At 45.1% G+C, this 14,557-nt stretch carries 14 protein-coding genes and 2 pseudogenes; 10 read left to right on the forward strand and 6 right to left on the reverse strand.

Annotated elements, in window-relative coordinates; genetic code table 11:
* The first annotated feature begins 117 nt into the window (after window positions 1-117).
* From CBW65_RS12055 to CBW65_RS12065, 3 genes are all read left to right on the forward strand, one after another.
* The gene (locus tag CBW65_RS12055; protein ID WP_087457044.1) at window positions 118-579 is read left to right on the forward strand and encodes a hypothetical protein; all 462 of its coding nucleotides are present in this window, start codon (window positions 118-120) and stop codon (window positions 577-579) included.
* A gap of 111 nt (window positions 580-690) precedes the next feature.
* On the forward strand, window positions 691-1,371 hold the full coding sequence (locus CBW65_RS12060) for a hypothetical protein (RefSeq protein WP_087457045.1): 681 nt from the start codon (window positions 691-693) through the stop codon (window positions 1,369-1,371).
* A gap of 17 nt (window positions 1,372-1,388) precedes the next feature.
* On the forward strand, window positions 1,389-1,907 hold the full coding sequence (locus CBW65_RS12065; protein ID WP_087457046.1) for a hypothetical protein: 519 nt from the start codon (window positions 1,389-1,391) through the stop codon (window positions 1,905-1,907).
* A 134-nt stretch (window positions 1,908-2,041) separates the two neighbouring features.
* Here the strand turns inward: CBW65_RS12065 and CBW65_RS25355 are convergent, their stop codons facing one another.
* On the reverse strand, window positions 2,042-2,407 hold the full coding sequence (locus tag CBW65_RS25355) for a transposase (RefSeq protein WP_157721910.1): 366 nt from the start codon (window positions 2,405-2,407) through the stop codon (window positions 2,042-2,044).
* 159 nt (window positions 2,408-2,566) lie between these two features.
* On the opposite strand from CBW65_RS25355, the gene CBW65_RS24845 reads away from it, so the two are divergent.
* On the forward strand, window positions 2,567-3,103 hold the full coding sequence (locus tag CBW65_RS24845; protein ID WP_232463330.1) for a DUF6431 domain-containing protein: 537 nt from the start codon (window positions 2,567-2,569) through the stop codon (window positions 3,101-3,103).
* Window positions 3,104-3,147: 44 nt separating this feature from the next.
* A pseudogene (locus CBW65_RS12080) lies at window positions 3,148-4,242 on the forward strand (DDE-type integrase/transposase/recombinase); the annotation flags it as partial.
* A 94-nt stretch (window positions 4,243-4,336) separates the two neighbouring features.
* Here the strand turns inward: CBW65_RS12080 and tnpC are convergent.
* The 3 genes from tnpC to tnpA are packed head-to-tail and all read right to left on the reverse strand — an operon-like array spanning window position 4,337 to window position 6,655.
* Window positions 4,337-5,935, reverse strand: coding sequence for an IS66 family transposase (gene tnpC / locus CBW65_RS12085; protein ID WP_087456260.1), 1,599 nt, complete (start codon window positions 5,933-5,935; stop codon window positions 4,337-4,339).
* A 58-nt stretch (window positions 5,936-5,993) separates the two neighbouring features.
* Entirely contained in the window at window positions 5,994-6,350 is a 357-nt protein-coding gene (gene tnpB / locus CBW65_RS25360; protein WP_087456259.1) for an IS66 family insertion sequence element accessory protein TnpB, read from the reverse strand.
* Window positions 6,344-6,655 (reverse strand): IS66 family insertion sequence element accessory protein TnpA, encoded by a 312-nt coding sequence (gene tnpA, locus CBW65_RS12095; protein WP_087456258.1) that lies wholly within the window; start codon window positions 6,653-6,655, stop codon window positions 6,344-6,346. Before tnpA ends, tnpB begins: the two co-directional genes overlap by 7 nt.
* A 346-nt stretch (window positions 6,656-7,001) precedes the next feature.
* On the opposite strand from tnpA, the gene CBW65_RS12105 reads away from it, so the two are divergent.
* Window positions 7,002-7,802, forward strand: coding sequence for an ExeA family protein (locus CBW65_RS12105; RefSeq protein ID WP_087455883.1), 801 nt, complete (start codon window positions 7,002-7,004; stop codon window positions 7,800-7,802).
* Window positions 7,803-7,894: 92 nt separating this feature from the next.
* On the opposite strand, the pseudogene CBW65_RS12110 reads toward CBW65_RS12105, so the two are convergent.
* Window positions 7,895-9,055: pseudogene (locus CBW65_RS12110) on the reverse strand (IS1182 family transposase); the annotation flags it as partial.
* Window positions 9,056-9,535: 480 nt separating this feature from the next.
* On the opposite strand from CBW65_RS12110, the gene CBW65_RS12115 reads away from it, so the two are divergent.
* The 3 genes from CBW65_RS12115 (at window position 9,536) to CBW65_RS12120 (ending at window position 11,823) form a co-directional block, all read left to right on the forward strand.
* A complete protein-coding gene (locus tag CBW65_RS12115; protein ID WP_087457050.1) occupies window positions 9,536-10,849 on the forward strand; it encodes a helix-turn-helix transcriptional regulator in 1,314 nt (437 codons plus the stop codon).
* Between the two features lie 5 nt (window positions 10,850-10,854).
* Complete coding sequence (locus CBW65_RS24235) at window positions 10,855-11,013, forward strand: hypothetical protein (RefSeq protein ID WP_157721911.1); 159 nt, start codon at window positions 10,855-10,857, stop codon at window positions 11,011-11,013.
* A gap of 231 nt (window positions 11,014-11,244) precedes the next feature.
* Window positions 11,245-11,823 (forward strand): hypothetical protein, encoded by a 579-nt coding sequence (locus CBW65_RS12120; RefSeq protein ID WP_087457051.1) that lies wholly within the window; start codon window positions 11,245-11,247, stop codon window positions 11,821-11,823.
* 8 nt (window positions 11,824-11,831) lie between these two features.
* Here CBW65_RS12120 and CBW65_RS12125 read toward each other — a convergent pair whose 3' ends face one another.
* Window positions 11,832-12,110, reverse strand: a complete 279-nt coding sequence (locus CBW65_RS12125) for an AtpZ/AtpI family protein (protein WP_232463491.1) — start codon at window positions 12,108-12,110, stop codon at window positions 11,832-11,834.
* Between the two features lie 210 nt (window positions 12,111-12,320).
* On the opposite strand from CBW65_RS12125, the gene CBW65_RS12130 reads away from it, so the two are divergent.
* Complete coding sequence (locus CBW65_RS12130) at window positions 12,321-12,764, forward strand: SH3 domain-containing protein (protein WP_087457052.1); 444 nt, start codon at window positions 12,321-12,323, stop codon at window positions 12,762-12,764.
* The last annotated feature ends 1,793 nt before the right edge of the window (window positions 12,765-14,557 follow it).

Consider the following 14,557-nt stretch of genomic DNA (forward strand, 5'->3'; position numbering starts at 1 on the left):
GTACATGTGTCAGGGTCTCGTTGTCGTGTATAATATATTTGAGTAAATGGAAAAAGGAGTTCATTAACTTAGGGCTCTTGATAAAATGCGGATAAACTTCTGGAAGGAGGAGAAAAGATGAAAAAAACCATTGGCGCTTTGTTTCTTGCGGTAACATTAATCGCAACTGGTTGTGCCAGCGGGGCGTCAGATCAAGAAGCCGCAGAGGAAGTCGCTAAAAATTTTGATAAAGCAGTACTTGATTATGCAAATCGTGCAGAAGGTGAAGATCTGAAAGGTACTGAATATGCGACGGAGCGGGCTCAAAAAGAAATGAAAGAAGAACTCCTTAGCTATTATGACTTTGTCCATAATGTCAGAGGTCGTTCAGATCTTCCTGAAGTACAAGATGTCATAATCAAGGATGTTTATAAAACAAAAGTGGATGGTCAGGATGGCTATATAATCAATACTGTCGTTGTTTATAATCCAGACAGATTTGTATTTCATAGAAATGTGGGCTTAAAGTTGATAAGTTTAGAAGGTGCTTGGAAAGTAGCGTATTTTGATTTTCATCAGCATTTCGGAGAACCGAAATGAACGAAAGGACAGGGTGCTTGCCAATTGGCAGGTACCTTTTTTTTACAAAATGTGTTGGAATTACCTCGTTGAATGTTGTATACTATGTTTACAACATAAGGGGGTATATTTATGAGGAAACTCTTAGTGGCATCTTTACTTACAACTTTGTTGGTATCGGTTTCTGCAAATTCTGTCGATGCAGCCTATGGTCGTTGGTACGGTGGATATAAACCCCCGACTTGGTCGGAGAATTATTATGGTGTTCATGCCGCAATCTCGACGCCAAGCACCACGCCATATACATATAACGACGGCGCTTACTCGTTTGCTGCAAATTTCATTGATGTTTCGAATGTAAGTAAGTTGAATCCGGAAATCGTTTGGTGGGTACAAATCGGTTGGATGAAAGGATATGACCACCTTAGTAACTACAAGTCCACTCCAACAACTTATGTCGAGTGGGGACCTAGCAATAACCTTTCGGAAACCTTCCCGATGACGCAACCTCTGAACACAACCTATGACTATTGGATTAGATGGGATTTGGACAAAAAGGCATGGAAAGTTAACATCGCAAATTCGTACATCGATTGGTTCTATCTTGGTACCAATACTGCACCTGCGCGTGTAACGGCGCAGAGTGAGGTCAACTGGGACACAAACAAAAACGGTCCGACACGTTTCTCTGGAACGACCTACCTAAGCAGTGATTTAGCTACCTGGTCTCCGTTTAATGGGGGATTTAACTTGACACAAGAATCTGGGTACACGGTTACGGGCACTAGAACAGACTTCACGGTAACCAGATAACGAGGGGGAATAACTTGATGAAAAAAGTACTCGGTACTCTTACAGTTGCCTGCCTTGCGCTACTTACTGTAACTACTACAGGTCAGGCAAGCAACGAGGATCTTCAAATAAAAAACGAATTGAAAGCCAAGGGACATGCACAAGTTGAAAAAGTCGAGACTAAAATCGACACCATCACTGTAATTGACAAAAAGGGCAATCCGCTCGTACGTGAACCCAAAAAAACGAACGTCATTGATCTCGAATTCTCCTCGAACAGCGAAATTAATGAAAAGTATGGAGATATCATTGCTGATATCTATAAACAGAAAGGAAATTATAAAAATAAGACAAAATCTGAGTACATAAAGATTAATATTTTTAGAGATGGTGAACTTGTTGCGTACCTTGTGCTGAACGAGAAAAATGAACGTACCTTTAAGATCATCGACTACACGAACATCACGTCACTGGGAATGGGCATGCCGCTTCCGAGTGCGGAGCATGAGCGCCAGGAAGCTCTAGTAAAGCGAGTCGCCGAGCAGGAAGGAAAATAGCATCAATTGCATTCTTGATAAAATATTTGATTGTGAAAAAATCCCCTTTGAATGAGAGCACTGCAAAAGTGTAGGGCTGGGATTCTGACCGCATAAAGGAGTCGGATTTTTAGAATGAAAAAGCGAGTCTCCGTCTAGGAGGCTCGCTTTTCTTGTTCAAGTAACCGTACCATCCTCTTGGCATTGACGGCGAAAGCCGTTAGGTACGCTTGTATTTTCATGCCAAATAGACCACGGTATCGTGCCCTGGCCATGCCATGATGAAGTTTCAGTTCGGCATTTTTGTGCTCGATTCTGGATCGAATGCCTTTTCGCAACTGAAACAACGTAGTCTGTTCGTATTTTAACTGTTTCTCGTGATGTTTAGAGAGGATTCGGAAAGAGTAGGTCTTTGTACGAGAACCAGGATTGTAACATCCTTCACGCAGCGGACAGTCCTTACAGATATTCACATCAAAATAATAAACCTCACGCTGGTTTGTTGTTACAGCCAATGCCAATTGACCAAAAGCTGACGCTATTGCCTGTCCAAAAATTGACGGATATAATGACCACGTACAAATTAAAAAAAGGAAAAAGACGACTCTGTATGATGTGCCGCTGCGCTAACAGTTGCACCAGAGTCGTCCCAAAAAATCGCATGATCATTTTATCAAATTATGGGCTCGAAGAAAATAGAAAACGTGGTGTTTTTCGTTAGGAGTGCAGAGCAGCATATCTGCCCTGTCTGTGAGCATGAACTGTTCGTGATCGGTAGCAGGAGTCGCATTGGGCGTAAGCCAACCAGTGAACGGGTCACCTATATCATTCGTCGTTTGCGTTGCAAGGGGTGCGGGAAGATCCATCATGAGTTGCCGGACCTGCTCGTTCCTTATAAACGTTATGAAGCCGAATGCCTTGAAGCAGTCTTGTCTCAGGCGCAGACCTCAGACGTAGCCGCTGATGAATCAACCCTGTATCGCTGGCACATTTGGTTCAAGGTGTGCTGGCAATACTGGGTTAATTGTTTATCAACGGTTGCAGCGCGTCAAGAAAATCCGGTGGAGCCATTGTCCGTACCTTCACCGTCTGCACTCCAAAGGATCGGACATTACGTTGGACAAGAGGCAGGTTGGCTGGCGAGAGTTGTCCGACCCATCGTTCATTCTCAATTATGGGTACATACCCGTTTCGCCTTCTTGTCCGCGATTCCCTAAGGTATCGTGAATCTACATCCTATTGGAAAGGACTGTAGATTCCTATGAAAAACGACAAAAAGGCAGAAGAGATCGCCGTCGAACGGATGCAGTTGATCTCTCCTCTGTTGGCCGATGGTATTGACCCTGGAAAAGCCAAAGAGCTGAAGAAAGCCATTTGTGAACAAACCGGCTTATCCGAAAGAACTCTCCGTCGTTATCTATCTGCCTACCGGGCCGAAGGTTTCGCCGGACTTCGACCTCAAGGGAAGGGTCAAAGGCAAACAGCCGAAGCAATTACTCCCTATCTCCTTGAGCAAGCCATCCTGCTTCGCCGAGAAGTACCCAGCCGCAGTGTTGCACAAATCATTCAGATCTTGGAGTGGGAAGGTTTAGCGAAGCCCGGTGAGATCAAGCGCAGCACCTTGCAGGAAAAATTGATGGAGAACGGCTACAGCACTCGCCACATGCGACTATACTCAACCTCTGGCCTTGCGGCCAGACGCTTTCAACACAAACAGCGTAACCAACTGTGGCAAGCTGACATAAAATTCGGGCCGTATCTACCGATTGGTGAAGGCGGAGCCAACAAGCAAGTCTATCTCGTTGCGTTCATCGACGATGCGACTCGTTATGTGTTGCATGCGGCTTTCTATCCAACACTCGACCAAACGATCGTAGAAGACTGCTTCCGTTTCGCAATACAAACAAATGGCGTACCTGATTCTGTCTACTTTGATAACGGCAAGCAATTTCGAACCAAAAGTATGACTCGTACATGTGCAAAACTTGGCATACGTCTTCGCTTTACTAGGCCATATGCAGCCGAATCCAAAGGGAAAATCGAGCGCTTCAACCGGGTCATAGACAGTTTCCTAACGGAAGCTGCGCTTGAAAAGCCCCAGACACTCGACCAGCTCAATCTGTTGTTCCAAGTTTGGCTCACCGAATGTTACCAGACCAAACCCCATTCCGCACTCGATGACAATTCTAGCCCGCAGGTGGCATTTCGAAGCGGCTCGACGCCGCTCCGGCTCGCCGAGGAATCTCTCATTGCGGATGCGTTTTTACACAGCGAAACGAGAAAAGTGGACAAGGCTGGCTGTATTAGTTTTATGGGGAAGAAATACGAGGTCGGGCTTTCTTTCATTGGACAAAAGTAAGCGTAAAACAGTCCCCACCTTGTGTCGTTTGCCGAAAGGTGGGGACTGCTTGAAAGATATTCATCGTAAACAAAACACGAATAACCTTCAGCTACGCAAGAACTGAAGGCGATTCGTGCTTTTTATTAAATACTCGGCAGATGAGCGGCAGCGTGTCCGACCACGGGAGCAAGCGATCCAGCTCATGGTGATCATGAGGGTTCGCAAGGTTGGGCAGGGTCTCGAAGAGATAGGTCAGGTAGACCAGCGGATTTACCCCGTTCGCCTTCGCCGTCTCGACAAGACTATAGATCACAGCGCTTGCCTTTGCGCCGCGTGGAGTATTGGCGAACAGCCAATTTTTCCGTCCAATCACGAATGGTTTGATGGCGCGTTCACTTCGGTTGTTGTCGATCTCCAAACGCCCATCGAGCAAAAACGCCCCCAATGCTACCCATTGGTTCTGGCAGTACTTTATGGCCTGCCCCAGTGCGCTCTTCGGTAACGCGCGGGATTTTTGAGTCTGTAGCCATACCGAAAATTCCTCCAGTATGGGCCGACTACGCTCCAAACGGGCCGTGTATCGTTCTTCCGGCGAGGCATCTTTCATCTCGCGTTCGATCGCGAAAAGACGATTGCAGAACTCGAGCCCTTCTTTCGCGGTTACAGCTGCGGTTCGGCTGGAGGCCGGCAATGCTTTCAGAGCCTCGTCGAACTTGCGGCGAGCATGTGCCCAACACCCGACCAGGGTGACGTTAGGGATCTTCTTATACCCCGCGTATCCGTCCACATGCAGGTAGCCGTGAAACTCGGACAGGAACTGTCGCGGGTGTTCGCCTGCTCGTGTCGGCTGGTAGTCATACACGATGATCGGATGACTGTTGCGCCCGGTACGGTAAAGCCAGAGATACGATGTGCTCTTGGCTGCCCGACCCGGTTCACGCAGTACTTGCAGGGTCGTTTCATCGGCATGCAGAATGTCTTGCTTCAGCATGTGCTCTCGCATACGATTCTCCAGCAGGCTCAGCCAGCGGTCAGCTGCATAGATCATCCAGTTGGCCATCGTTTGTCGCGACAGGTTTACTCCGAGAAGCATGAGTTGCTGCTCCTGACGATACAAGGGCAAGCCTTCCCCGTACTTTTGATTCATGATAAAAGCCAATGCGGATGGGGAAGCCAAACTGCCAGGATATACAGGTTGCGGCATGGGAGCTGTCAGCACGGGAGTGCTGATCTCCTCACGCTCACAACGGCGGCACGCATACACATAGCGAACATGCTTCAACACTTTTACTTGAGCCGGGATGATTTTCAGCTCTTGGCGAACCTCCGTGCTCATTTCATGGGTAGGACCACCGCAGCACGAGCAGACCTGCTCGTCTTCCGAGAGACGGTATTCCACCGTTTCAACCGGCAGGTTTTCAAGCAATTCTTCTCGCTGTCCACGTTTCTTCTTGCGGACGTATTGAATCGTTTCTGCGGTCGGCTCTGGCACGGCTGTGGAGGATTCGGATTCCGCTTCGTTGAACAGTTCCAACTGATCCGCGTTTGTCCGCTCACTTGAGGCACCGAAACGCTTCTGTTGGCTGAGACGAAACTGTTGTTCCAACCAGTTGAGCTTAGCTTTCAACTCTGCGTTTTGTATTCCAAGTTGTATGTTCTGTTTTTGAAGTTCTTCAATGGTGGTTGGGATGGCTATTGTAGGTTTCATACTTTTTTCTTCGCCTTGAAGCTCTCATTCTCCTAGTGAGAACAAGAATTTTTTCATACTAAATCACCGTCTGTGCGGTGAGTTTCGGGTGTGCCTTTCGTTGCTGAAGCGACAAGCCATCCAGAAGCCACCGCAACTCTCTTCGACTGATCTGCATCGTTGGACCAGATTTCTTTTGCGGCCATTGGAAGGTTCCTCGCTCTAAGCGGCGATAGTAGAGCCAAAAGCCGTTATGCTCCCAGTGCAGGATTTTAAGTTTGTCTCGTTGCCGATTGCAAAAGACAAACAGGCATTGGGAGAATGGATCCAGTTCGAAACTCTCCTGAACCAAGGCGGCCAAACCGTCTATCGACTTGCGAAGGTCCGTGTGGCCGCTGGCTATGTAGACACGAGTTATGTCGGTTTCGTTTAACATATCGTTTGCAAGGCAAGGACGACATCCGCCAACAGGTCTCGATTGAAACCTGGCTTGACTTCGATCACGGCAGAGCCAATTTTGACCTGCAAGCAGGAGTCGGTTTCGTTACTTGGCTGTTGGTCTGCGCAGACCTCCAACCAGCGAGGTGAAGGCATCTCAGTGTTGGAGAGCTTGCGCAGCCAATAGTAGTACTGGCGAGAATTGATCTGATGAGCTGTACACCACGCCGCTACACTTTGACCGCTGGCGCGGCAGTCAGAGATTCGAGATTCCCATACAGCTCGAAGCTCGCTTCGAGTCATAAAAAATTCCTCCTCATTTCCGTCTGAGGAGGATTATCTCATGCTCTATGTTTCGTGTGGAGGTGGGGAGTATTAGACGCTTACGGACAAAAGGTTGAAGTCGTCTACGACCCGCGTGACATCTCGACGATTACAATTGAGTATGGCAGCCATACACCGTGGCAGGCGAAAGAACTGATCATAGGTGAATGGGCAGGAAGACGCCCCTCTATCCCGTCGACAATTGAACCGCTTATAGTCGAAGGTTCACGGTTACTGGACGCTGCGGAGAAGAAGAATCAAGTCAGGAAAGAACGTCAAACACGCGCCGTCTCATTCCGCAAAATTCGGGAGGAGGCGAAGCGAGATGTTTGAGGCGTTTTATGAAATGGCGAGAACCCCTTTTTCTCGTGATATGCCTACCCATGAGCTGTATGCGTCGGATGTTTTGGAAGAAACGCTTGAGAGATTGGAATATACGGCCGAAAGGCAATGGTTCTCCGTTGTGACCGGCGATTGCGGAACTGGTAAAACAACGACCATCCGCCGATTCGCGGATGTGCTCGACACATCGAGATTTAAACTGTTGTACCTATCCGATTCAAAGCTAACGCCTCGCCATTTTTACAAGGGATTGCTTGAACAGTTGGGGTGTGAAGCGAAGTTTTATCGAGGGGACAGCAAGAGACAACTGCATCGGGAAATTGAGCTGATGCGGGGGATTCATCGCCTGCAACCAGTCGTGGTGGTCGATGAAGCGCATCTGCTAGACAAAGAAATGTTTGAAGAAGTACGGTTTCTGCTGAACTTCAAAATGGATGCCCAGAGTCCAATGGCTCTGATCCTGGTCGGACAAAATGAACTGTGGGATCGCCTTCAACTCCAGATGTTTACGGCCATTCGGCAAAGGATTGATCTACAGTGCAAACTGGTTCACTACGACCGCGCACAGGTTGGGGCGTACATAGCTCGTCATCTGGAATATGCGGGCGTTAGCCGTGACATTTTCACGGATGGTGCGGTCGATGAGATCTATCGTTATTCAAGTGGTACGATTCGCTTGGTTAATAAGGCTGCCACACATAGTCTGATCTATGGAGCAGCAAATAAGCATCGAATCATTGACGACCACATGGTGAAACGGGTAATCGCGGGAGAATTGACTTGATTCTCCCGTTTTTTCTTTCAGGTTTAACATCGCTCACGCGGTCATCTTTTTCGTCAATTCTTGGACAGCAGAGCCTGTCAATTTACGGACATTATAGGGCAGTAGTAACAGTTTGTGCCCGTCCCCTTTTTTCCCTGTCGGGCCTTACGAGTGCTGAGATGCCCTGCCGGACATTGGACTGCATCTGCGTCTTTAACATAACGAAATCCATCCTCAAGATCTTGAGATGTGTGAACGGTCGGATTGAGTGGTATCGTAGCGGTAATGTCCAATTCGTGCAACAATTTCAAGTTATTACTTCCAGAATAAGCTGTGTCGGCAAGGACCTCCTCTACCTGTACCCCAACTGCCTGACTCGCATGGAGCAAAGTGGGAAGCTGTTTTCCATCATCAAAAGTACCCGGAGTAACTTCCACCGCAGTAATAATCTCTTCTTCTGTCATTGCAAGATGCTCTTTATATCCAAAAAAAGAAACAGTCTTAGACTTCCATCCAAAACGAGCGTCCGGGTCAATGGCCGACCGAATTCCTTTGCGTGCTAACAAGCGCTCATCTTCAACAATTTGCTTGGCGAAGCGAAGCTTTTCAAGAATGGCCCCTTCAGCATCTGGTAAATGAAATTCTACCTGTTCTCCTAAGTCAGCAAGAAAATGAAGCATCGTTTTTTCTTGTTCTTCAATGGCCCCCATTAATTTAGGAAAAGAGGGTAATTTCTTTTGAAGTTTCGGATGTTTCTTCGTAACGGAACGCAACAACCGTTTCGCCGCATCTTTCAGAACATCAAGCGCGGATTGTGTTTTTGTATTCGCGTGCGTATGAGTGGAGTCGAGAATAAGCACTTTTGATTTCAAGAGCTTCTTGTCAACGCACTGTCGCACAAGCGCTTCGAGAACCATTTCCACACGGCTAGCGCCCAGTCGATGATTTCGAAAGCGGGATAACTGGGTCGGATCGGGCAACGAATCTTCCGGATTCAGTCCTACAAACCATTTGTAGGCGAGATTCACCTGAGCATCTTGGATCACTCTCTCGTCTGAAAGCTTGTATAAAAACTGTAGAAAAAGCAGGCGAAACAGGAGCTCTGGTTCATTCGCAGGGCGTCCGTAAAATACGCAGTAGCTGTCTTGTACCAACTCATGTATGAAAGAGAATTCCACTATCTCGTTGATCTTACGTAGGACATGGTCCTCAGGAATGAGCTCATAGAGCTCCGCATGAAAGGATGCTTTGGTTTGCTTCGATGTATACAACATGAAATCGTCCCTCACCTCGTAGTATTAAATCCATTATAAAAGAAACAGCATCCGTGTGGATGCTGTTTCCAAGTTTTATGCTGTGTTTTGCAGTGCTCTCTTGAATAGGGGATTTTTTCATTCCATAATTTTGATTCGAGCTGTATCACCATCTAGTGGTCTCTCAAATTGGTTGGTTTAACAGTTACGTTCATAACGAATCGTTTTAACACCATAATGTTAGCTTTCAGCCAATCAGTATTCGGCTCCCGATTGTGCATAAGTCATCCGTTCGTTTCCTTTTCTAGGATGTGTGAGGTGGTCATTATTTTCGTCATCTGTGAATAGGCAATATCAGCAGGATTTTGTATTGTTCTTCTCGCCTTGGTAGTTTTGAAAAATTCTTGGTGATTTTGAGAGGTCATTTAGATTGTATACCTCGTATTTTTATAGTGTGGTATACTGGGTTTATTGCAAGTGGAGAAACGGAGGTTGCGTACTGTGGAAACCGGGACGGTCGAGACGATTGGTCAAAAGATTAAACGACTGCGCTTGGAAAAGGGCATGACGCAGGGCGAGGTTGCGGACGGGTATGTCACGATCTCGATGATCAGCCAGTTGGAGCGGGATCGGAATACGGCGTCGGTGGAACTTTTGCAGCATTTAGCACGGAAGTTGCAAGTGCCTTTGCATGAGTTGGTGGAAGATGAAGTGGAGCAGATGGAGAAGGCTTGTCTGCAGAAACTGGTAAAAGTGTATTTGGAGACGAACCAGCCGACGGAATCAGAACCGCTGTTGGTGCGGCTGCGGGGGCGGTCAGACCTGTCGCAGGCAGAGACGATTGAGTTGACGGTGGAGATGGGCGAGTGTTTGTACCAGCAAGAAAGGTATGATGAGGCCCTAAGGGAATTGTTACCGCTTGCTGAGGAGTTGGAAGCGGTGAACTATGATGATGCTCATGTATTGGCTTTGGTGCGGTATACGTTGGGGAATGTATACAATCAGATGCAGAACTTTAGCAATGCAAACTATAACTACCGCAAAGCATTTGATTACACCAACCGGTTTCCGACAATTAATGCTTTGGCGGCAAAGATCGCTTACAACGTTGGTTTGACACTGCGCAAGATCGGACTTACTCATCAGGCGATGCCTTATTTGAGAACTTCGCACGACTACTTCAGACAGACCGGGGAGCTTTCCAAACTTGCGATCACGATCTATGAGCAAGGCATCACTTATCGGGAAGCGCATGATTTCCAGCACGCTGTGGAGTGTTTTGATCACGCGAAGATCATTTTTCATAGCCTGAATTTGAAAAACTATTCCTATATCGTGCAAAGGACGATTGCTTCTACAGTCACTGCCTTAGAAGACCCGGAGCTTGCCGTCTCTCAACTTCACGCGTGTATCGAACCGTTTGAGGAAGAGCAAAATTATTCGAATCTCATCCTCGTGTATTCCAGAATCGCGTCGCTTCATCTGAAGACAGGCAACTACCTGGAGTCACATGTTGCGTTGCAGAAGGCTATGGTTTTGGTAGAACAGCACGGTTTCAATACTTCTCCTGAAGCCGCAGACTGCTTGCAGACCTTAGCGAACTGCTATTTAAAACAGGAAAAATTCGATGAGGCAATTTCTTGCTCTTTAAAATCTGCTCATATCTTTGGTACAATTGGATTGATAACTGAACAGATCGATTCACTTGAAATTGCAGTCGATTCGTACCAAAGTCTGGAGAATTACAAGCAAGCACTTGAATTAGAAAGAGAGTGCAATAACTTGTTCAGGCAGTTACATAACAAGGAGCGGTGAAAACGATGAGAAAGAAATTGCTGATTTTGTTCCTCGCCTTTGCCTTCATCGGAGCTGTTTTCGTGTCTGGTCCGAATCAACAAGCGCAATATGAGCCAGGTATCCCCATGGATGTCGTGACGGCAGCGTATGAACCGGGAATCCCTATGAGTATTACGACTTAACCATGAACCACCTAACCCAATGGGGGTAGGTGGTTTTTTATGTCAAAAAGAGTCCTTAATTTTTTCTTCAATAAATATGGGGCATTAGTTACGTGAACCTTTGGACAGGTCTTTTTTTGTGCCCATTTTTCCGAAATTGAAGTTCTAAAATCGGCTCTTGGACATAGGATATGTCAAACCTTTTTCTCTCTAAAAAAGCCTCCGAGCAGCACCGAGGAGGGTGACGCAAACATGGAAAATCAGATTGTGATCTACCGTAACATTTCGGGCGAAACGACCCGTGCACAGGTCGATCTTTGGAAAGCACGCGTAACTCGCACCGGTATCCAACTGGAGGAGAAAGGGAAAGGCAAGACCCTGATTTTTCACCTGTATCTTCGCGATGACGAAGTGATCTTCTACATGTATGAAAACGGGAAGACGCTGCACGTGCTGATCGAATATCTGCGGGTGAAAAAGGGGGATGGTCGAATGGTTAAAGCGGTCGACGCATTGATCAGTGAGTTTAAATTGCGTGGGGAGAAGTACGAAACGCACCGCGGGGATCTGTACCGTACCTTGTACTTAAACGGCCTGATCATGGATGACGGACCGTTTCAAGAGCGCAAATTAGCGGCTGATTTTGATCTGCGATTGACACGGGAGATCATCATGGGACACTTGTACATGACGCTTGAAGAGTACGCCCAAGCCAAAAAACTAGGCGACGCGGACCTCGAAGCAGAAACCTTCGGCCGTCTTCAATCCTTCAGTCAGGAACTGTCCAAGATCGATGAAGTTCTGAAAAGCAACCCGTCCAAAGAAACCTGATCCAGCCTTTACTTCTTCTGTTCCGGATTAAATACGGCGATCAGCTTCGTGATCCCGTAAATCCCGGCGGTGAGGCCCAGCAAGATTCCCAGCAGCAAAAGCCAGGGCGATGTCCCGAGCAACCCGTCCAGCCAATTGCCGAGCACCGTGCCGCCGATCGTGCAGATGGCCAGATCCAGCCCGATGGCAGAAACAAGTCCAAATGCGCGCCATGCTTCACTTTTTTCTTCCTGTATTGGCTCCTGCTTCGCATCCTGTTGCTGATCTTGCTCTTCCTGCTTGTTCACTGCCGTCACCTCCACTCTAAGTGTATGACCAAAATTACAATATAAACACTCTGGGGAGCCTTTTGGCTCTCTTTTTGTTAAATTGGCTGTTGAATGTAGTCAACCTTTTTAGATTCCACTATGTATTATATCCGAACCAAGGGACCAAAGTATAATATTATTGTCACGTCCTTCCTATAGTGACATAATATAATAACTGGAGGGTTGTATATGATCGTTAAAAGAGATGTCCTTAACAAGTTGTTGTTGCTGAAGGTATTGGAGCTGACAAATAAGGTGCCTTCGGGACTTGTTTTGCAAAAAATGGTTTTCGATCTGGAACGAAATTTGCGAATAAAAAAGGGGGTAACCTTTAATTATGAATTTGTAAGGTCTTTGAGTTACCCATATAGCAGGGAGCTTCAATATGATTTAGATTTTTTACTTTCACAGGGACTCGTGATTAAAAGAGGTAGCCTATACTCACTTGGAGAAAAAGGGCGTGCTGCTGTTATTAAAGCCAAGCCAATATACATGCAGCTTGGAATAGACACTTCTTTTGAAAATATGATAAAACAATTTAATAAAATACCGTTTTCGTCAATATATGAAAGTGAAAGTAGCACAATTAAAAGCAAAAATGTAGGTGAAGTAATTGAACCGGAATGGTATTGAAATAATGTCTAAGATAACTCCGAACACTCAAAGGTATTTGGTAGGCGTGTTGGCTTTAGTTTTGTTTCTATTGGAGCTTATTAGTTGGCTAGATACTTTTCCGGCAAACAGTTTTGTAAATGCTTCAGGAAAAGGACTTAGTGAGGTAAGGATATATCTTAATGACTTGTTTTTCAAAGTGGCCCCTTTGTTTATTACTATTACTACGGCTTCTTCAACATTAATAATTAATCGGTACGCAGGAACCTTTTTCAAAATAATTCTTGAAGAGATGCGAAGAATGTTTTTCTATCTTTTTCCTTTTATGATTTTCCATATCGGGGTCGTGTATTTCTCCCCAAAAGGGACGGTCACTTCAGGGGAAGTAACTTATGAAACCCAGCACTATTTGCTCTTTTTATTTGATACAGTTTTCTTCATATATAGTTATTTCGTTGTGTTATTTTTAGGGTTGAAAATATTTAGGTATTCACTTCCGGAAAAAATGACCGAGTATTTCGTAGATAAGATAAATGAAGTCAGCGATGATCTAGTTAATTATATTTACTCTCTGAGCTTTTTAAGGCAGTTTGGTGAACTCGAGATCAAAGATTCCGAGAAATATATAAAAACTATGGACTATATTCTTACGGAAAATCTGGGGTGGTTTACAAATCTGTCATTTAACGCTGTCAAGTCGAAGGACTATACAACAGTTAGTAATAATATTATTCATGTGAAAAAGACCTTAGTGAAACTGTATACACAAGCACAACAAAAGGAAACTGAACTCATAGATGAATTTTCTACTTTTAATTTAACGGGATTTGCTGATGGTATTGAGTATTATCAAAAAGCATCTAACGATTCGTTAGAAGATGCTCGGAAAAAGATTTCTGAAGTTTATGTGGAAACGTATGAAGTGGGGATAATTAATAAGGAGTTTTTTGTTTGCAAGGAGATAATCCAAAGTTTATATAGCATTATTAAAGAGAATGAGATGAACTACACATTGACTAAAGGAGTCTTAGAGGTTTTATCAAAGCTATTCGAAGTTACTGTTAGTTATGGTTATAATAAATACGCGGATGAGTTATGCGATATGATTATTGCCAGATTACTCGACCTTCATAGTGATCGCTTTAATTACGCCACAGACTACTTCTCTTTATATTCCAATATGATTAACACCTCAATCAAGTATAAAGACGAATCATCTCTAGTGAATACACTCGCATTAATTAAGAATGCATTAGTGAAAACTAGCGCTAAGCGAACCTACAATACAGCGATGGTGTTAATTAAAAAAGAAGCGATATTTGCACTTAGAAAAAAAAGTATGGATTGTTTTGCGCAGTTAATTAAGTTTTTGGTTACCGAACGTTTTGATTTGCATATCCTTAACGAAGTGTTTTCTTTAGAATATCTACACCAAGGTATTGAAATCAAGGGTATTGATAATTCGTTACAAGTAGATGAATTAGAGGGATTGATCGAGAGTTTGGAATCTAGTCATTTGTATGACGAGGACCATGACTACTACTTCAGATTAAAATTTTACACAATATGGTACAGTTATTATAGGTTGCAATCGATAATCAGCCCTAATAGAGTAGTTGATCGAGAGGTTAAGCTTATTGGTAGTGTTTCGTATGAGTACTTAAGAACTCTCCTTTTGGACCTAGATACGCATATTACAAATTGGGAGAAGTTATTTGTTCTACAATCAAGGAAGTATCTACTGAATACTGTGCTAGGGTTATTGCAAGAGAAGGATGAACTCGATTTCATTAACGATAATTTAAGACATAATT

The sequence above is a fragment of the Tumebacillus avium genome (genome assembly GCF_002162355.1).
Lineage (GTDB): Bacteria > Bacillota > Bacilli > Tumebacillales > Tumebacillaceae > Tumebacillus_A > Tumebacillus_A avium.